The sequence below is a fragment of the Staphylococcus sp. NWU MK-U1 genome (genome assembly GCF_033283505.1).
GTDB lineage: Bacteria > Bacillota > Bacilli > Staphylococcales > Staphylococcaceae > Staphylococcus > Staphylococcus haemolyticus.
On record NZ_JAVSMG010000012.1, the window covers coordinates 19,376 to 38,473 of the forward strand.

At 34.1% G+C, this 19,098-nt stretch carries 16 protein-coding genes and 1 rRNA gene; all 17 read left to right on the forward strand.

All coding sequences use genetic code 11. The annotated features are described in order from the left end of the window. Positions 1-116: 116 nt before the first annotated feature. Positions 117-689: an aminoacyl-tRNA hydrolase gene (pth, locus tag SBL16_RS11735; protein WP_011276759.1), complete on the forward strand. Its 573-nt coding sequence runs from the start codon at positions 117-119 to the stop codon at positions 687-689. Continuing rightward, positions 686-4,195 (forward strand): transcription-repair coupling factor, encoded by a 3,510-nt coding sequence (gene mfd, locus SBL16_RS11740; protein WP_107612176.1) that lies wholly within the window; start codon positions 686-688, stop codon positions 4,193-4,195. The genes pth and mfd overlap by 4 nt, the downstream gene beginning before the upstream one ends. Positions 4,196-4,259: 64 nt before the next feature. Beyond that, a complete protein-coding gene (locus SBL16_RS11745; RefSeq protein WP_182477401.1) occupies positions 4,260-5,792 on the forward strand; it encodes a polysaccharide biosynthesis protein in 1,533 nt (510 codons plus the stop codon). After that, positions 5,792-6,982: a MazG nucleotide pyrophosphohydrolase domain-containing protein gene (locus SBL16_RS11750; RefSeq protein ID WP_107612174.1), complete on the forward strand. Its 1,191-nt coding sequence runs from the start codon at positions 5,792-5,794 to the stop codon at positions 6,980-6,982. Before SBL16_RS11745 ends, SBL16_RS11750 begins: the two co-directional genes overlap by 1 nt. Further along, entirely contained in the window at positions 6,979-7,257 is a 279-nt protein-coding gene (locus SBL16_RS11755; protein ID WP_107612173.1) for an RNA-binding S4 domain-containing protein, read from the forward strand. The genes SBL16_RS11750 and SBL16_RS11755 overlap by 4 nt, the downstream gene beginning before the upstream one ends. A gap of 20 nt (positions 7,258-7,277) precedes the next feature. Then, on the forward strand, positions 7,278-7,673 hold the full coding sequence (gene divIC / locus SBL16_RS11760) for a cell division protein DivIC (RefSeq protein ID WP_053017952.1): 396 nt from the start codon (positions 7,278-7,280) through the stop codon (positions 7,671-7,673). A 128-nt stretch (positions 7,674-7,801) separates the two neighbouring features. Continuing rightward, positions 7,802-8,203 (forward strand): S1 domain-containing RNA-binding protein, encoded by a 402-nt coding sequence (locus SBL16_RS11765; protein WP_053017953.1) that lies wholly within the window; start codon positions 7,802-7,804, stop codon positions 8,201-8,203. A gap of 226 nt (positions 8,204-8,429) precedes the next feature. Then, on the forward strand, positions 8,430-9,722 hold the full coding sequence (gene tilS / locus SBL16_RS11770) for a tRNA lysidine(34) synthetase TilS (protein ID WP_182477400.1): 1,293 nt from the start codon (positions 8,430-8,432) through the stop codon (positions 9,720-9,722). Positions 9,723-9,725: 3 nt separating this feature from the next. Continuing rightward, positions 9,726-10,265 (forward strand): hypoxanthine phosphoribosyltransferase, encoded by a 540-nt coding sequence (gene hpt, locus SBL16_RS11775; protein ID WP_011276752.1) that lies wholly within the window; start codon positions 9,726-9,728, stop codon positions 10,263-10,265. Positions 10,266-10,527: 262 nt separating this feature from the next. Beyond that, positions 10,528-12,711: an ATP-dependent zinc metalloprotease FtsH gene (ftsH, locus tag SBL16_RS11780; protein WP_107612171.1), complete on the forward strand. Its 2,184-nt coding sequence runs from the start codon at positions 10,528-10,530 to the stop codon at positions 12,709-12,711. Positions 12,712-12,947: 236 nt separating this feature from the next. Then, positions 12,948-13,832: an Hsp33 family molecular chaperone HslO gene (hslO, locus tag SBL16_RS11785; protein ID WP_107612170.1), complete on the forward strand. Its 885-nt coding sequence runs from the start codon at positions 12,948-12,950 to the stop codon at positions 13,830-13,832. 203 nt (positions 13,833-14,035) lie between these two features. Beyond that, on the forward strand, positions 14,036-14,968 hold the full coding sequence (gene cysK, locus SBL16_RS11790; protein ID WP_016931263.1) for a cysteine synthase A: 933 nt from the start codon (positions 14,036-14,038) through the stop codon (positions 14,966-14,968). A 232-nt stretch (positions 14,969-15,200) separates the two neighbouring features. Further along, the gene (gene folP, locus SBL16_RS11795) at positions 15,201-16,004 is read left to right on the forward strand and encodes a dihydropteroate synthase (protein WP_053017956.1); all 804 of its coding nucleotides are present in this window, start codon (positions 15,201-15,203) and stop codon (positions 16,002-16,004) included. Next, on the forward strand, positions 15,982-16,347 hold the full coding sequence (folB, locus tag SBL16_RS11800; RefSeq protein ID WP_053017957.1) for a dihydroneopterin aldolase: 366 nt from the start codon (positions 15,982-15,984) through the stop codon (positions 16,345-16,347). The genes folP and folB overlap by 23 nt, the downstream gene beginning before the upstream one ends. Further along, the gene (gene folK / locus SBL16_RS11805) at positions 16,348-16,827 is read left to right on the forward strand and encodes a 2-amino-4-hydroxy-6-hydroxymethyldihydropteridine diphosphokinase (protein ID WP_053041944.1); all 480 of its coding nucleotides are present in this window, start codon (positions 16,348-16,350) and stop codon (positions 16,825-16,827) included. Between the two features lie 203 nt (positions 16,828-17,030). Next, on the forward strand, positions 17,031-18,521 hold the full coding sequence (lysS, locus tag SBL16_RS11810) for a lysine--tRNA ligase (RefSeq protein ID WP_053017959.1): 1,491 nt from the start codon (positions 17,031-17,033) through the stop codon (positions 18,519-18,521). A gap of 503 nt (positions 18,522-19,024) precedes the next feature. Then, positions 19,025-19,098, forward strand: a 5S ribosomal RNA gene (rrf, locus tag SBL16_RS11815); the annotation flags it as partial.

Sequence of the window (19,098 nt, forward strand, 5' to 3'; positions counted from 1 at the left end):
GTTCTACTCCCTTTTTGTGTTATTATAGGGAATGTTATAAAATAATGAATAATTGATATATGCACAATTCTATTCAGTTAGTCGTTATAAATGAATCACAATGGAGGTAACATCGTATGAAATGTATTGTGGGTCTTGGGAATATAGGCAAGCGATTTGAGTTAACAAGACACAATATCGGTTTTGAAGTCATTGATTACATTTTGAAGAAACATAATTTCTCATTAGATAAACAAAAATTTAAAGGTGCTTATACTATTGAACGTTTAAATGGTGACAAGGTTCTATTTATTGAACCAATGACTATGATGAATCTTTCTGGTGAAGCAGTAGGGCCATTAATGGATTACTATAATGTTGAAGTGGAAGATTTAATCGTCTTGTATGATGATTTAGATTTATCTCAAGGTCAAATCCGCTTGCGTCAAAAGGGTAGCGCTGGAGGACATAATGGTATGAAGTCTATCATTAAACATTTAGGTACAGATCAATTTAAACGAATTCGTATTGGCGTAGGGAGACCAACGAATGGTATGTCAGTACCTGATTATGTATTACAGAAATTTTCAAAAGAAGAGATGATTACTATGGATAAAGTGATTGAACATTCAGCACATGCTGTGGAAGCTTTTATTGAAAGTTCACGCTTCGACCATGTAATGAATCAATATAATGGAGAAGTCAATTGAGACCTATCATTTCAGATTATATTCAAAATGATAAACGTTTCCAGGAACTCGATGATGTATTCGGTCATCAAAACATTCTTGTTACTGGTCTCTCTCCCTCTGCGAAAGCTACGATTATCGCTGAAAAGTATCTAAAAGATCAAAAACAAATGTTGTTAATCACTAACAACTTATATCAAGCAGATAAATTAGAAACTGATATTTTACAATATATCGATCATTCTGAAGTTTATAAATATCCTGTACAAGATATTATGACTGAAGAATTTTCAACGCAAAGCCCTCAACTTATGAGTGAACGTGTAAGAACACTGACTGCATTAGCTCATAATAAGAAAGGGTTATTTATCGTTCCTTTGAACGGATTGAAAAAGTGGCTCACACCATTTGAACTTTGGAAAGATCATCAAATTACCCTTAGAGTAGGCGAGGATATAGATGTCGATGAATTCTTAAATAAATTAGTGAATATGGGATATCGTCGTGAAAGTGTTGTATCACATATCGGCGAGTTCTCATTGCGTGGAGGCATTATCGATATTTACCCTCTCATAGGTCAACCTGTTCGAATAGAATTGTTTGATACAGAAGTTGATTCAATTCGTGACTTCGATGTTGAGACGCAACGTTCAAATGACAATATTGAAGAAGTTTCAATCACAACAGCAAGTGATTACGTTATTACAGATGATGTCATTCAACATTTACAATCAGAATTGAAGACCGCATATGAAACAACACGACCAAAAATTGACAAGTCTGTTCGTAATGATTTGAAAGAGACATATGAAAGTTTCAAGTTATTTGAAACAACGTTTTTTGATCATCAATTATTACGTCGTTTGGTGGCATTTATGTACGAGCAACCTTCAACGCTTATTGACTATTTTGCGAAAGACGCCATCATTGTAGCTGACGAATATAATCGTATTAAAGAAACTGAAAAGACGCTAACAACTGAAGTGGACGATTTCATTCAGAACTTAATAGAAAGTGGAAACGGATTTATCGGTCAATCATTTATGCAATATGATGGTTTTGAGTCGTTATTGAAAGATTATCCAGTGACGTACTTCACTTTGTTTACGTCCACTATGCCTGTTCAGTTACAACATATTATTAAGTTTTCTTGTAAACCAGTACAACAGTTTTATGGGCAATACGATATTATGCGTTCTGAATTCCAACGCTATGTACACAACGACTATCATATCGTGGTGTTAGTAGAAACTGAAACGAAAGTTGAACGAATTCAATCGATGTTGAATGAGATGCATATACCAACTGTTACTAATGTTCACAATGACATTAAATCTGGCCAAGTCGTTGTTACAGAGGGCAGTCTTTCAGAAGGTTTCGAATTACCTTATATGCAACTTGTTGTTATAACTGAGAGAGAATTGTTCAAAACAAAACAAAAGAAGCAGCGTAAACGTACTAAAACTTTATCTAATGCTGAAAAAATCAAGTCATATCAAGACCTTAATGTTGGTGACTACGTCGTACATGTACATCATGGGGTAGGGCGTTATCTTGGTGTTGAAACTTTAGAAGTTGGAGATGTTCACCGAGATTATATTAAATTGCAATATAAAGGCACAGACCAACTCTTTGTACCAGTCGATCAAATGGATCAAGTTCAAAAATATGTTGCTTCAGAAGATAAGTCGCCTAAATTAAATAAACTTGGTGGCTCAGAATGGAAGAAAACAAAAGCTAAAGTTCAACAAAATGTCGAAGATATTGCTGATGAATTAATCGCATTATATAAAGAACGTGAAATGTCGGTAGGTTATCAATATGGTGAAGATACCGCTGAGCAAAGTGCATTTGAAATGGACTTCCCATATGAATTAACGCCTGACCAAGCGAAATCGATAGACGAAATTAAAGGTGATATGGAACGCGAGCGACCAATGGATCGTCTATTATGTGGTGACGTAGGTTATGGTAAAACAGAAGTTGCTGTTAGAGCAGCTTTTAAAGCAGTAATGGAAGGGAAACAAGTTGCATTTCTTGTACCTACAACGATTTTAGCGCAACAACATTATGAAACGTTAATTGGACGAATGCAGGATTTTCCGGTACAAATTGAATTGATTAGTCGATTCCGTTCAACTAAAGAAGTCAAAGAAACTAAAGAAGGTCTTAAATCAGGATACGTTGATATTGTTGTTGGAACACATAAATTGTTAGGCAAAGATATTCATTATAAAGATTTAGGATTATTAATTGTCGATGAAGAACAACGTTTTGGTGTACGTCATAAAGAACGTATTAAGACAATGAAGACGAATGTAGACGTACTGACGTTAACGGCAACGCCTATTCCTAGAACATTACACATGAGTATGCTAGGTGTACGGGATTTATCAGTCATTGAGACACCTCCAGAAAATCGCTTTCCTGTACAAACTTATGTGTTAGAACAAAATAGTAATTTTATTAAAGAAGCTTTAGAACGAGAATTATCACGTGATGGACAGGTATTCTATTTATACAACAGAGTTCAATCCATTTATGAAAAACGTGAACAATTACAGATGTTAATGCCGGATGCTAATATTGCCGTTGCACATGGTCAGATGACAGAACGTGATCTTGAAGAAACAATGCTAAGCTTTATTAATGGCGAATTTGATATTTTAGTGACTACAACGATTATTGAGACAGGTGTAGATGTACCTAATGCGAATACTCTAATCATTGAAGAAGCAGATCGCTTTGGATTAAGTCAATTGTATCAATTGCGCGGTCGTGTAGGACGCTCAAGTCGAATTGGCTATGCATACTTCTTACATTCTGCGAATAAAGTGCTAACTGAAACTGCAGAAGAAAGATTACAAGCTATTAAAGAATTTACTGAATTGGGTTCAGGATTCAAAATTGCCATGCGAGATTTAAATATTCGTGGTGCCGGAAACTTACTAGGTAAACAACAACACGGCTTTATTGATTCGGTTGGCTTTGACTTGTATTCACAAATGTTAGAAGAAGCGGTTAATGAAAAACGTGGTATTAAAGAAGAAGAACCAGATGCACCAGAAGTAGAAATGGAACTTAACTTAGATGCCTATTTACCTGCAGAATACATTCAAAATGAGCAAGCAAAAATTGAAATTTATAAAAAACTACGTAAAGTCGAAACAGAAGAACAATTATTTGATATTAAAGATGAATTGATAGATCGATTCAATGATTATCCAGTTGAAGTTGAACGTTTACTTGAAATGGTTGAAATTAAAATACATGCGCTACATGCAGGGGTAACTTTAATTAAAGATAAAGGTAAGCAAATTGAAGTGTCATTATCAGCGAAAGCAACAGAACAAATGAACGGCGAAGAACTGTTTAAACAAACACAACCTTTAGGACGTGCAATGAAACTAGGTGTTAAAGAAAATCGCATGCATGTAACACTTACCAAGTCTAAGCAATGGTTAGATAACTTGAAATTCCTTGTGAGATGTCTTGAAGGAAGTATGGTTATTGAAGATGAAAACTAAAAGCATATCAGAATCTAAATCTACACAATCGTTATCATCTAAGAGTTCAAACGAGTTCAAATACATTGAACCCTCTAACCACACAGCGTTCAATGGCGTTGTGATTCTAACCCTTGCACTCATCATAGTTAAAATTTTAAGTGCAATTTACAGAGTGCCTTACCAAAATGTTCTCGGAGATACTGGGTTGTATGCTTATCAACAAATATATCCAATTGTGGCGCTAGGTATGATTTTATCTATGAATGCTATTCCAAGTGCGGTAACGCAAACGCTGGGTATTAATGGACAACCGTCTTCGTTTTCAAAAGTGCTAATACGATTTCAAACGTTAGGGATAGTAATATTTTTAATGCTCTTATTATTAGCGCATCCAGTGGCTATATTGATGGGAGATTCAAGACTTGCACCTATGATACGAATGGCAAGTTTGAGTTATTTATTTATTGGTATATTAGGTGTGTGTCGTGGTTATTATCAAAGTCAAAGACGTATGAATATACCCGCTATTTCCCAGGTTATTGAACAAATCATTCGTGTTGGTCTCATCATTGTAGCCATTGGTTTATTTATGATTAAAGATTGGTCAATATATCAAGCAGGAACGATTGCTATTTTAGCTTCTGCACTTGGTTTTTTAGGTTCAAGTCTCTTTTTAATAGTTATGAAACCCTTCTCTTTTAAGATGCAGAATTTATCAGCAAATATACCTTGGAAAGACTTGCTTATGGCTACACTTGTATTTGCATTGAGCCAATTATTGGTCATATTATGGCAATTTATAGATAGCTTTACAATTGTTCACACACTACAATCACACGGCCTACATTTTAAAGAAGCAATCATGCAAAAAGGAATTTATGATCGTGGGACTTCATTTATACAAATGGGTTTAATTGTTACGACAACTTTTAGTTTTGTATTAATCCCACTTTTAACTGAAGCAATCGAACAACGAAATCAAATTAAAATGAATCGTTACGCTAATGCATCGCTTAAAATCACTATATTAATTAGCTCAGCAGCTGGTATAGGATTAATTAATTTATTACCTATGATGAATGCAGTCTTCTTTAAGACTAATAGTTTAGGCTTTACACTTGGATTCTATATGTTAACGGTTATCTGTGTATCGCTTATAATGATGGATATTGCATTATTACAAGTACTCAATTGCATTCGTCCGATATTGATTGGTGTAACTATTGGCTTAGTAGTGAAAGCGATACTCAACGTCCTATTGATTCATCATTATGGTATTGCTGGCGCTAGTATTAGCACTGTTTTGTCCCTTATTTGTTTTGTAATTATACTGCATAAAGAAGTGCTTAAGCAGTATCATTTTAGTCAAATGAAACCATTCATTTTAAAAATGTTTACTGCGCTTGTCATCATGACGATAATCATTCAAATTATTATGCAGGTATTACCTCAAGTGGGACGTATAGGTGGACTTATAGAGTTAGTTGTTGTGGCAATCATAGGCATTGCCGTATTATTAATATTAGTTATATATATGAACATCTTAGGTTATAGAGAATTAAAACATTTGCCATTTGGCGAAAAGCTTTATCATATAAAGAAAGGACGACATTAATGACACATACAATTACAATTGTTGGTTTAGGAAACTACGGTTTAGATGAGTTGCCACTTGGTATATATCGTTTTTTAATACAACAACCGCTTGTTTATACTAGGACACTAGACCATCCTGTAATTAATCAATTACAAGATGAACTTAAATTCGAAAGTTTTGATACTATTTATGAAAAGAATGAAGATTTCGATTCTGTGTATAAACAAATTGTTGATGTATTAATAGAAAAAGCGCAATCACAAGATGTTGTCTATGCCGTACCTGGACATCCACGTGTAGCTGAAACGACGACGGCCAAGTTGTTAGACTACAATAACCATCATCAAGACGTGAATGTTAAAATGCTAGGTGGTAAAAGTTTTATTGATGATATCTTCGCAGCGATTAACCAAGATCCTAACGATGGTTTCACTTTGTTAGATGGTACAGCATTAACCGAACAGTTATTAAATGTGCGTACACATACACTTATTACTCAGGTATATAGTGCTATGGTTGCAGCAGATATTAAAATTACTTTGATGGAACAATATCCAGATGATTTTCCAGTCAAAATAGTGACTGGCGCACATAGCACTGGCGCCTCTGTACTAGAGGTACCTCTATTTGAACTTGATCATCACGAAGACGCATTTAATAATTTAACGAGTGTCTACGTTCCTAAAGTGACAAATGATGAAGCATTATATCGAAACTTTGATTATGCAGTAGAGATTATAGATCGCTTAGTCGATGATGAAACTGGTTGCCCATGGGATCGTGTTCAAACTCATGACTCCCTCAAACGCTATCTATTAGAAGAAAGCTTTGAATTATTCGAAGCAATTGATAATGAAGATGATTGGCACATGATAGAAGAATTAGGAGATATTTTACTTCAAGTTCTCTTACATGCAAGTATTGGCAAAAAAGAGGGCTATATGGACATTCAAGAAATCATTGAAAGCTTAAGTGCTAAGATGATTCGCCGTCATCCACATATTTTTGGTGATGAAAAAGCGGCATCGATAGAAGAATTAAATGACATTTGGCAGACAGCTAAAAGTAAAGAAGGTAAAGCACCACGGGTTAAATTTGAGAAAGTATTTGCAGACCACTTCATGGCATTGTATGATAAAACCAAAAATAAGGATTTTGATGAAGAAACCCTTAGAAACTTTTTGCAACAAGGGGAGAAAGATTCATGAGATTAGATAAATATTTAAAAGTATCGCGACTTGTTAAACGTCGTACTTTAGCGAAAGAGATAAGTGATCAAGGACGTATTACCGTTAATGGAAATGTAGCTAAAGCTGGAACAGATGTTAAGGTAGAAGATGAATTAGTTATTCGTTTCGGACAAAAGCTTGTTACAGTTAAAGTAACTGGTTTAAGTGAACATGCTTCTAAAGAAAACGCTAAAGGTATGTACAATTTAATTAAAGAAGAACGTATTAATCAGAACCAATTTGAAGAAGAATAGACTGAAGGAGGTGACAAGCAATGAGTAAAAAGGTAGAAGAAATAGGGAATCAGTATACCTCCGAAAAGAATCGAAAGAAGCAACGACAACAAAAGAAAATGCGCGTTGTTAGACGAAGAGTAACTGTATTCGGTGGGATATTATTAGCAATCATAATTATTCTATCCATCATGCTTGTCGTCCAAAAACAAAGCAATGATAAAGCAGCAGTTGAGCGTAAACATAAAGAGGAACAGTTTCAGAAAAAGCAAGACGAGGAAATCGCATTAAAAGAAGAACTTAGTAATTTAAATAATAAAGACTACATAGAGAAAGTAGCAAGAGATGATTATTACCTGAGCAATAAAGGTGAAGTTATTTTTAAATTGCCTAATAGTGATGATGATTCTAAGTCTAAATCCTCTAATGACAACTGATAACATTAAGGATAATCGTTTTTCTTAAATAAGAATGAATTATCTGGTTTTATAGCATTGTGAAAATATTAAAACAGGAATATAATAAGGTTAAAATCGAATCAAAATCGGGAGGATTTATTTAGAATATGTCAATCGAAGTAGGAAACAAGCTAAAAGGTAAAGTTACTGGTATCAAAAAATTTGGTGCATTCGTAGAGTTACCTGAAGGGAAAAGTGGCTTAGTTCATATCAGTGAAGTGGCTGATAACTATGTTGAGAATGTTGAAGATCACCTATCAGTTGGAGACGAAGTTGAAGTTAAAGTCTTATCTATTGCAGATGACGGTAAAATTAGCCTTTCAATAAAAAAAGCAAAAGATCGTCCTCGTAGACCACAACATAAATCAAATCACAATAGACCACCACAACAAAAAGGTGAAGATTTTGAAAAGAAATTAAGCAATTTCTTAAAAGATAGTGAAGATAAATTAACATCTATTAAACGACAAACTGAATCAAGACGTGGCGGTAAAGGTTCAAGACGCTAATTTATAATAAATTATTTATATAACAATTGATAATAGCAAAAGTAACATTCACCGTAAGATAAACAATTGGCGTCTTATCGAATTGCTCTTTAATTTATGTAAGATATGTTATTTTTGCGGGGTGGAACTTAAAATTCAACAATGAATTTTAGTTCCACTCTTTTTTTGATGACTACATTGTAATATTGCAATAAGGTATATTCATGTTATTAAGGAGGTCTTTGTGTTGAAAGTTAATACGTCACTATGGAGCAATACTGATCATGTTGTGATTGCTGTTTCGACAGGTATAGATAGTATGTCACTCTTACACAATTTACTTTCACAATCATCTCGTACTTACAAACAATTGACCTGTCTACATGTTAATCATGGCTTACGAGAAGCATCACATGAGGAAGAAGCGTTTATAGAAGCATTTTGTAAACAATATGAGATACCTTGCTATGTAAAGCATTTGAATTTAACGGATGTAGTAGCGCAAGGGAAGAGTATACAAGCTGATGCTCGACAATTGCGTTATGAGTGGTTTGACGAAATGATGAAAAGGTTAGATGCGGATGTATTACTTACAGCACATCATTTAGATGACCAGCTAGAAACAATCTTCTATAGATTATTTACGGGACGTTCTACACGAAGTACTCTAGGGATAGATGTTCAATCAATTCGTAATCATTACACAATATGTCGGCCATTACTTGAAGTTTCAAAAGAAGACATACGCGACTATCAGCACAAATATCAAGTTCCTTATTATGAAGATAGCTCAAACAGTGACAATAAATATGTTAGGAATGACATTCGCAATCGACTATTACCAGCGATTAATCAAAATGCAGATCTTGATAGCACGCATCTACTAAAATTAAAACGTTGGCATGATATTCAATTACAAGAGAGTCGAAAAAAAGCCCAATCCTTTATAGAGAATGATTGTCTAATTAATAAAAATGGAACTCAAATACAATTTTCACGAAATATATTTAATCAACTTGATGATATAACTAAAATGATATTGTTAGATCAGCTCTTCGAACAACTTCAGTTGAATAAGGCATTTTCAGAGAAACAATATCATGAATGGTTTGATCAGATTAGTAATGAAATCGCACAATTTGAGATATCCCTCACTGAAAAATGGATAATTCAAATAGCATATGATAAATTTATTATATTGGCGAAAAATGAGCCGTCATTATTAGATAATCAAATCGTGAATGATGCAGATACATATCGTTTCGGACAATATCTTGTTGTTATACATCCGACGATTCCTAAACAACAATTACCATTATTGATACGAACTCGCCACAATGGAGATAAAGTCGAACTAAATGGACAAAAAGGTCATAAAAAAGTGAGTCGTTTGTTTATAGATCACAAAATTCCAAATGATGTGCGCATGCAAATGCCATTAATTGAAGATCAATACCATCAAATTATTGCTGTAGGTAATTTATATATTGCTAAAGCATATAATCAACATATAGAAATCAAAAAAATTGGAGATGAATAACGAATGAAAGACGATTTAAAAGAAATATTGTTAACTGAAGAAGATATACAAAATATTTGTAAAGATTTAGGAGAACAATTAACTAAAGATTATAAAGATAAACCACTTGTATGCGTGGGTATTCTAAAAGGTTCTGTTATGTTTATGGCAGACCTAATTAAACGCATCGACACACATTTAGCAATTGATTTTATGGATGTTTCAAGCTATCATGGCGGAACTGAATCAACTGGTGAAGTTCAAATCTTAAAAGATTTAGGTTCATCTATTGAAAATAAAGACGTCCTAATCATTGAAGATATTTTAGAAACAGGTACAACATTGAAATCAATTACTGAATTATTGCAATCACGTAAAGTTAATTCACTTGAAATTGTTACATTACTGGATAAACCAAATCGTCGTAAAGCTGATATTGAAGCTAAATATGTTGGTAAGAAAATTCCTGACGAATTTGTTGTAGGTTATGGATTAGATTACGCTGAACATTATCGAAATTTACCGTATATCGGCACATTAAAACCAGAAATTTATAACAAATAAGTGAAATTCATTTAGATGTTAATTTAATTAAATCGTGTTTAAGATATAATAACTATACTTAATAAATGAATTAGTGTAGACTCATTTTATATGCTTAAACACATTTTAAAAACTTATCGTTTTTTAGAGAATTTAAGTTTTAAAAAGTTTGATAACACAAGGATTTTGAAAAGTATTACAAAAGTTGAAATGCTAGCCTTTAAGAGAAGTGTTGTGTTACAATTTTTGTTAGCTTTATTATAGAAATAGGAGGAAATGACGCATGCAAAAAGCTTTTCGCAATGTGCTTGTTATCGCAATTATTGGCGTTATTATATTCGGCGTATTTTCTTACATAAATGGGAATGGCAATACACCGAAACAACTTTCCTATTCACAGTTTGTAGAGAAATTGGATAAAGGTGATTTAAAGACCTTAGAAATCCAACCTGAGCAAAATGTGTACTTGGTAAGTGGTAAAACAAAAAATGATGAAGATTACTCTTCAACGATTTTATACAATAACGAAAAAGACTTACAAAAAATTACAAATGAAGCAAAAAGCCAAAAAGGACTAGATTTTAAAGTTAAAGAGGAAGAGAAACAAAGTGTCTTCGTAAGTATGTTGACAACATTAATTCCTGTATTAATTATTGCTTTCCTATTCATTTTCTTCCTTAGCCAAGCACAAGGCGGCGGCGGTGGCGGTCGTATGATGAACTTTGGTAAATCCAAAGCTAAAATGTACGATAACCAAAAACGTCGTGTACGATTCTCAGATGTCGCTGGTGCAGATGAAGAAAAACAAGAATTAATTGAAATAGTAGATTTCTTAAAAGATAATAAGAAATTCAAACAAATGGGTTCAAGAATACCTAAAGGTGTATTACTTGTAGGCCCTCCTGGTACAGGTAAAACATTATTAGCACGTGCCGTAGCTGGTGAAGCGGGTGCACCTTTCTTCTCAATCAGTGGTTCAGACTTTGTTGAGATGTTCGTTGGTGTCGGTGCAAGCCGTGTGCGTGACTTATTCGAAAATGCGAAAAAGAATGCACCATGTATTATCTTTATCGATGAAATTGATGCAGTAGGACGTCAACGTGGCGCAGGTGTTGGTGGCGGTCACGATGAACGTGAACAAACGCTTAACCAATTACTAGTTGAAATGGATGGTTTCGGTGAAAACGAAGGTATTATCATGATTGCTGCAACTAACCGTCCTGATATCTTAGACCCAGCGTTACTACGCCCTGGTCGTTTCGATAGACAAATTCAAGTTGGCCGTCCAGATGTTAAAGGTCGTGAGGCTATTCTTCACGTACACTCTAAAAACAAACCACTTGATGAAACTGTCGACTTAAAAGCTATTTCACAAAGAACACCTGGTTTCTCAGGGGCAGATTTAGAGAATTTATTAAATGAAGCATCTTTAATTGCTGCACGTGAAGGTAAAAACAAAATTGACATGCGTGATATCGAAGAAGCTACAGACCGTGTTATTGCTGGTCCAGCTAAAAAATCACGTGTTATTTCAGATAAAGAACGTAATATTGTGGCTCACCATGAAGCGGGTCATACAGTTATCGGTATGGTACTTGATGAAGCAGAAGTTGTTCATAAAGTAACAATTGTTCCTCGTGGACAAGCTGGTGGTTACGCAATGATGTTACCTAAACAAGATCGTTTCTTAATGACAGAACCTGAATTATTAGATAAAATTTGTGGTTTATTAGGTGGTCGTGTATCCGAAGATATCAATTTCCATGAAGTATCAACTGGTGCATCAAATGACTTCGAAAGAGCAACTCAAATTGCACGTTCTATGGTTACTGAGTATGGTATGAGTAAAAAACTTGGACCATTACAATTCTCATCTAGCGGCGGTGGACAAGTATTCTTAGGTAAGGATATGCAAGGTGAACCTAACTATTCTGGTCAAATCGCTTATGAAATTGATAAAGAAGTTCAACGTATTATTAAAGAACAATATGAACGTTGTAAACAAATCTTATTAGACCATGAAAAAGAACTTAAACTTATCGCTAAAACATTGTTAACAGAAGAAACATTAGTAGCTGAACAAATCCGTTCATTATTCTATGATGGTGTATTACCTGAAGTAGATTATGATGCTGCTCGTGTTGTTAAAGATGAAGATTCTGACTATAGCGAAGGTAAATATGGTAAATCTTACGATGATATCCGCGAAGAACAACTAGAAGAAGGTAAAGAAGACATGCGAGAAGATCGTAAAGAAGATAATGATATGAATCGCGAACGTAGACATCGTCAAAGAGATGATAGAGATAATCATGCAGGACATGATCAATTACGTGACGGTTCAAATGGAGACAATGATCATCATCGTGGACATTCAAATAATGAAGAAGACACAGGTCATGAACAATCTCCAAATATTGATAAACCATATAATCCAAACGATCCAAACAACCCTAGCAATAGATAAGTTTAAACTGGATTATTATCTCCTTTGAGTAAGGCAATGCCCTTTAATCAAAGGAGATTTTTTAATATGTAGTGATCGTGAAAAAGACAATATTAGAGTTGAAAGCAAGTTACTTCATATTCTTATTAAACAAGTGTAGAATAAGTATCCTTAAAGTAAAAATATAGAAATAATTGAAAGATTAAAGCGTAAATAATATCAATATAAAAATAAATGTACTAAAGGAGTTTATAAGGATGACACATGATTATATCGTAAAATCATTAGCTTACGACGGAGAAATACGTGCGTACGCTGCGCTAACAACTGAATCAGTGCAAGAAGCACAAACACGTCATTACACTTGGCCAACAGCATCAGCTGCTATGGGCAGAACAATGACAGCAACTTTATTAATGGGTTCGATGCTTAAAGGTGAACAAAAATTAACAGTAACAGTTGATGGTAAAGGCCCTATTGGAAGAATCATTGCAGATGCAGATGCTGAAGGTAATGTACGTGCCTATGTGGATAAACCACAAACGCATTTTCCATTAAATGAACAAGGTAAATTAGATGTTAGAAGAGCAGTTGGTACAGACGGGTCCATCCAAGTAGTGAAAGATATTGGTATGAAAGATTATTTCTCAGGTGCAAGTCCGATTGTATCAGGTGAACTAGGAGAAGACTTCACATACTATTTTGCGACAAGTGAACAAACACCTTCATCAGTTGGTTTGGGTGTGTTAGTAAATCCTGACAATTCTATTAAAGCTGCTGGAGGATTTATTATTCAAGTAATGCCTGGCGCTAAAGATGAAACTGTAACAAAATTAGAAAATGCTATAAATAATATGCAACCCGTTTCTAAATTAATTGAACAAGGATTAACGCCAGAAGGTATTTTAAAAGAAATACTTGGTGAAGATAACGTTCAAATCTTAGAAACTATGCAAGCTCAGTTTGAATGTAACTGTAGTCATGAGAAGTTTCTAAATGCAATTAAAGGTTTAGGAGAAGCTGAAATCCAAGATATGATTAAAGAAGATCATGGCGCGGAAGCTATTTGTCACTTCTGTGGTAATAAATATAATTATTCAGAAGCTGAACTTGAAGACCTATTAGCTTCAATGAATGCATAATAAAAAATATACTAAAGGCGATAAACCATCATGTGTTTATTGCCTTTTTTATAGGGAAACTAAAATAATGTAAAAGTAAAATGTAACTTGAATCCTAAAATGAGAGAATTAACTTTGTCTTTTTAGAAAATTCTGATAGAATATAGTTATATCCGATAAAAAAACTAAGTTTTAAATATGAAAGTTAAAGGAGCGTTTTTTCAATGGCACAAAAACCAGTAGATAACATTACTCAAATTATTGGCAATACACCGGTAGTAAAATTAAGAAACGTTGTAGATGAAGATGCAGCAGATGTTTATGTAAAACTAGAATACCAAAATCCAGGTGGTTCAGTAAAAGACCGTATCGCATTAGCTATGATCGAAAAAGCTGAAAAAGAAGGAAAAATTAAACCAGGTGATACGATTGTAGAACCAACAAGTGGTAACACAGGTATCGGTTTAGCTTTCGTATGTGCAGCTAAAGGTTATAAAGCAGTATTTACAATGCCTGAAACAATGAGTTCTGAACGTCGTAACTTATTAAAAGCTTATGGTGCAGAATTAGTTTTAACACCAGGTTCAGAAGCTATGAAAGGCGCTATTAAAAAAGCAAAAGAATTAAAAGAAGAGCATGGTTACTTCGAACCACAACAATTCGAAAACCCAGCAAACCCTGAAATTCATGCGTTAACTACAGGCCCAGAATTAGTAGAACAATTTGAAGGTAAACAAATCGATGCTTTCTTAGCGGGTGTAGGTACAGGTGGTACTTTATCTGGTGTAGGTAAAGTCTTAAAAGAAAAATATCCTAATGTTGAAATCGTTGCTATAGAGCCTGAAGCATCACCAGTATTAAGTGGTGGTGAGCCAGGACCACATAAATTGCAAGGTTTAGGTGCAGGGTTCGTACCGGATACTTTAGATACAAATATTTATGATAGTATCATCAAAGTAGACAATGATACAGCTATGGAAACATCACGTCGCGTTGCTAAAGAAGAAGGTATCCTAGCAGGTATTTCTTCTGGTGCTGCAATTCATGCTGCAATTCAAAAAGCTAAAGAATTAGGTAAAGGTAAAACAGTTGTAACAGTATTGCCAAGTAATGGTGAACGTTACTTATCAACACCTTTATATTCATTCGATGATTAATTTTTAAACAATATTTATACGCTAGTGAAGCTTAATTTTGCTTCGCTAGCGTTTTCTTTTTGAAGAGATGAATACCTTGTTTTAAATTATTAAATACTTTGCATGTTTTTTGGCGATTATAAACACTGAAATGTTTAGAAAATGAGTGTATCATTAATATGTGACTATTAAGCAAAAGTAGATATTTTTCTACATATCATTTTCTAAAAGAACGAAGGGTGACGTGACAAGAATGACTAAAACAAAAATTATGGGAATATTGAATGTGACACCAGATTCATTCTCTGACGGTGGTAAGTATAATTCAGTGGATAAAGCGGTCAAACGTGCTAAAGAGATGATAGAAGAAGGTGTGGATATCATTGATGTCGGCGGTATTTCTACACGACCAGGATTCACAGAAATTTCAACGGAAGAAGAGATTGAGCGTGTAGTTCCTGTAGTGAAAGAACTTGCAAAATTAAATATTCAACTTTCAATAGATACATATCGTAGTGAAGTAGCGGAAGCGTGCTTAAAATTAGGTGCAACGATGATCAATGATCAATGGGCAGGGTTATATGATCCTAAAATACTTGATGTTGTGGCTGCTTACGATGCTGAAGTTGTATTAATGCATAATGGTGACGGACAACGCGAACAACCAGTTGTTGAAGAAATGCTATTATCACTTATTACTCAAGCGAACAAAGCAGAAATGGCCGGAATTCCAAAACATAAAATATGGCTAGATCCTGGGATTGGCTTTGCCAAAACACGTGATGAAGAAAATGAAGTAATGGCACGTTTAGATGAACTTGTAGCAACTGAGTATCCTGTTTTATTAGCAACGAGTCGAAAACGTTTTATTAAAGAAATGATTGGTACAGAAACTAAAGCGTTAGAACGTGATGAGGCGACAGCTGCTACAACAGCTTATGGTATAATGAAAGGCGTCAAAGCTGTGCGTGTACATAATGTGCAATTAAACGCTAGATTAGGTCAAAGTATGGATTTCTTAAAGGAGAATGAAGATGAACGACACAATCTTTCTTAATGGTATGAGATTTTACGCATACCACGGTGCTTTATCTGCTGAAAATGAGATAGGTCAAATCTTTGTAGTAGATGTTACGTTGAAAGTGAATTTAGAAGAAGCGGGACAATCTGATAATGTGATAGATACTGTGCATTACGGAGAAGTGTTTGAAGATGTTAAAGAAATCGTTGAAGGTCCACCATGTAATTTAATCGAACATCTAGCTGAACGTATTGCAAAACGTATAAATTCACACTATAATCGTGTAATGGAAACGAAAGTCAGAATCACTAAAGAAAACCCACCTATTCCTGGTCACTATGATGGCGTAGGTATAGAGATAGTGAGGGAGAATCGTTAAATGGTACAAGCTTATTTAGGTTTAGGAAGCAATATTGGTGATAGGGAACAGCAATTACAAGATGCTATAAAAATAATTGATAGTATTGAAGGGATTTCTGTGACTAAGATCTCTCCAATATATGAAACTGCACCAGTGGGGTATACTGAGCAACCCAATTTTTTAAATTTGTGTTTAGAAATTGAAACAGAATTGGAGCCCAAAGAACTTCTTAAATATTGCTTAGAAACCGAACAACGATTACATCGAGTTAGAGACATTCGTTGGGGTCCAAGGACATTAGATGTCGATATTTTGTTATATGGAGATAAGGTTATAGAAGAAGATGACCTTGAAGTTCCCCACCCACGAATGGGTGAACGTGCTTTTGTATTAATTCCATTAAATGATATTGCATCAACACAAATAGAACCTCGTTCAAATACTCGTATCTCTGATTTAGTCATACCAGATGACACAGTGAAGAAATATAAAGGTTAAGAATTATTAATTATGCATTTAATTAATATTATTGAAATGCGAAAATAGTGAAGATCATACTTTGAAAGTGATACAGGTAATGTCAATTTTGTAAAACAATACAATTAAGTAACACTATATTAGTAATATGATATCCTATAAGCAATTTAGAAATAATCCATGGAACGATTTTCATTAAAATGAAATTTAAAGGAGAGAAAGTTATGTCAGAAGAAATGAATGACCAAATGCAGGTCCGTCGTCAAAAACTACAAGAATTAATTGATTTAGGAATCGACCCATTTGGAAAACGTTTTGAGCGCTCAGCTACTGCTAGTGAACTAAAATCACAATGGGATGAATTCTCAAAAGAAGAATTACATGATAAAGAAGATGAAAGTCATGTGTCGATTGCCGGCCGTTTGATGACTAAACGTGGTAAAGGTAAAGCTGGTTTCGCACATGTTCAAGATTTGACTGGTCAGATTCAAATTTACGTGCGTAAGGACCAAATTGGCGAAGAAGATTTCGACAATTTATGGAAAGGTGCAGACCTAGGCGATATTGTTGGTATTGAAGGTGTAATGTTCAAAACAAATACTGGCGAGCTATCAGTAAAAGCTAAGACATTCACTTTATTATCTAAAGCGCTTAGACCTTTACCTGATAAGTTCCATGGTTTACAAGATATTGAACAACGTTATCGTCAACGTTATTTAGACTTGATTACAAATCAAGATAGTACTCAAACATTTATTAACCGCAGTAAAATTATTCAAGAAATGCGTAATTACTTAAATAAACAAGGTTTCTTAGAAGTTGAAACACCAATGATGCATCAAATTGCAGGTGGTGCAGCAGCACGACCATTTGTTACGCACCATAATGCACTAGACGCTACACTTTATATGCGTATAGCAATTGAATTACATTTAAAACGTTTAATTGTTGGTGGCCTTGAAAAAGTCTATGAAATTGGACGAGTATTCCGTAACGAAGGTGTATCAACACGACATAATCCAGAATTTACAATGATTGAATTATATGAAGCATACGCTGATTATCACGATATCATGGATTTAACTGAATCTATGGTAAGACATATCGCTCAAGAAGTATTTGGTTCTGCAAAAGTTCAATACAATGAAGAGGAAATTGACCTAGAGTCTGCCTGGACGCGCCTTCATATTGTAGATGCAGTGAAAGAAGCTACAGGTGTAGACTTCTATCAAATTAAATCTGATGAAGAAGCAATCGCAGCAGCTAAAGAACATGGTATTGAAATTACTGATAATATGAAATATGGTCATATCTTAAATGAATTCTTTGAACAAAAAGTTGAAGAAACGTTAATTCAACCAACATTTATTTATGGACATCCAATTGAAATCTCGCCTTTAGCGAAGAAAAATCCAGAAGATCCTAGATTTACAGACCGTTTCGAGTTGTTTATCGTAGGTAGAGAACATGCGAATGCATTTACTGAATTAAATGATCCAATTGATCAACGTGAACGTTTTGAAGCGCAACTTGTTGAAAAAGCACAAGGTAATGATGAAGCGCATGAAATGGATGAAGATTATATTGAAGCTTTAGAATATGGTATGCCTCCAACAGGTGGTTTAGGTATCGGTATCGATCGCTTAGTTATGTTGTTAACTGACTCTCCATCTATTAGAGACGTATTATTATTCCCTTACATGAGACAAAAATAGATTAAATTAAATATTAGAGATTGAGATAAAGTTTAGGGTTTATTCAAATGTTAACCTAATATATCTCAATCTCTTTTTAATTTTGAGACAGTTATTGTTAATAAAAGAGGCAAAAAGAATAATTAGTTTTCGATTTATATAAAATTAAGAGATTAAATATAATGGTGTGATAAAGGGTTATTATCAAAGGGGGAGTTACAAAAGTAAAAAAGAGTAGAGAAGTTATTATAAAACAATATAAAAAAAGTGTAGTCAATATGCTTGTGATGTGCTAACATAGTAAAAGTGTTCAAAAGAAGCGGAACCGACAAATAATAAACTTGTTAAATAAAAAAAGTTTTAAAAATTAGTTGACTTTGCTTTTTGAATGTTGTAAGATATAAAAGTCGTCAAAAACGAAAGTTAATTTTGTAAAATACTTGTAAAGATAACTTTAACAAAGTGTAAAATTAACTATTGAAAATTAAAATAATCGACATTATAATTAATTGAGTAAGTTATTGTCTGGTGACAATGGCAAGGAGGTCACACCTGTTCCCATGCCGAACACAGAAGTTAAGCTCCTTAGCGCCGATGG

Coding starts and splice junctions, on each gene's coding strand:
- hslO (WP_107612170.1), top strand. CDS start 12,948: ATGACACATGATTATATCGTAAAATCATTAGCTTACGACGGAGAAATA.
- hpt (WP_011276752.1), top strand. CDS start 9,726: ATGAAAGACGATTTAAAAGAAATATTGTTAACTGAAGAAGATATACAA.
- cysK (WP_016931263.1), top strand. CDS start 14,036: ATGGCACAAAAACCAGTAGATAACATTACTCAAATTATTGGCAATACA.
- SBL16_RS11765 (WP_053017953.1), top strand. CDS start 7,802: ATGTCAATCGAAGTAGGAAACAAGCTAAAAGGTAAAGTTACTGGTATC.
- folK (WP_053041944.1), top strand. CDS start 16,348: ATGGTACAAGCTTATTTAGGTTTAGGAAGCAATATTGGTGATAGGGAA.
- SBL16_RS11755 (WP_107612173.1), top strand. CDS start 6,979: ATGAGATTAGATAAATATTTAAAAGTATCGCGACTTGTTAAACGTCGT.
- SBL16_RS11750 (WP_107612174.1), top strand. CDS start 5,792: ATGACACATACAATTACAATTGTTGGTTTAGGAAACTACGGTTTAGAT.
- folB (WP_053017957.1), top strand. CDS start 15,982: ATGAACGACACAATCTTTCTTAATGGTATGAGATTTTACGCATACCAC.
- lysS (WP_053017959.1), top strand. CDS start 17,031: ATGTCAGAAGAAATGAATGACCAAATGCAGGTCCGTCGTCAAAAACTA.
- ftsH (WP_107612171.1), top strand. CDS start 10,528: ATGCAAAAAGCTTTTCGCAATGTGCTTGTTATCGCAATTATTGGCGTT.
- divIC (WP_053017952.1), top strand. CDS start 7,278: ATGAGTAAAAAGGTAGAAGAAATAGGGAATCAGTATACCTCCGAAAAG.
- folP (WP_053017956.1), top strand. CDS start 15,201: ATGACTAAAACAAAAATTATGGGAATATTGAATGTGACACCAGATTCA.
- pth (WP_011276759.1), top strand. CDS start 117: ATGAAATGTATTGTGGGTCTTGGGAATATAGGCAAGCGATTTGAGTTA.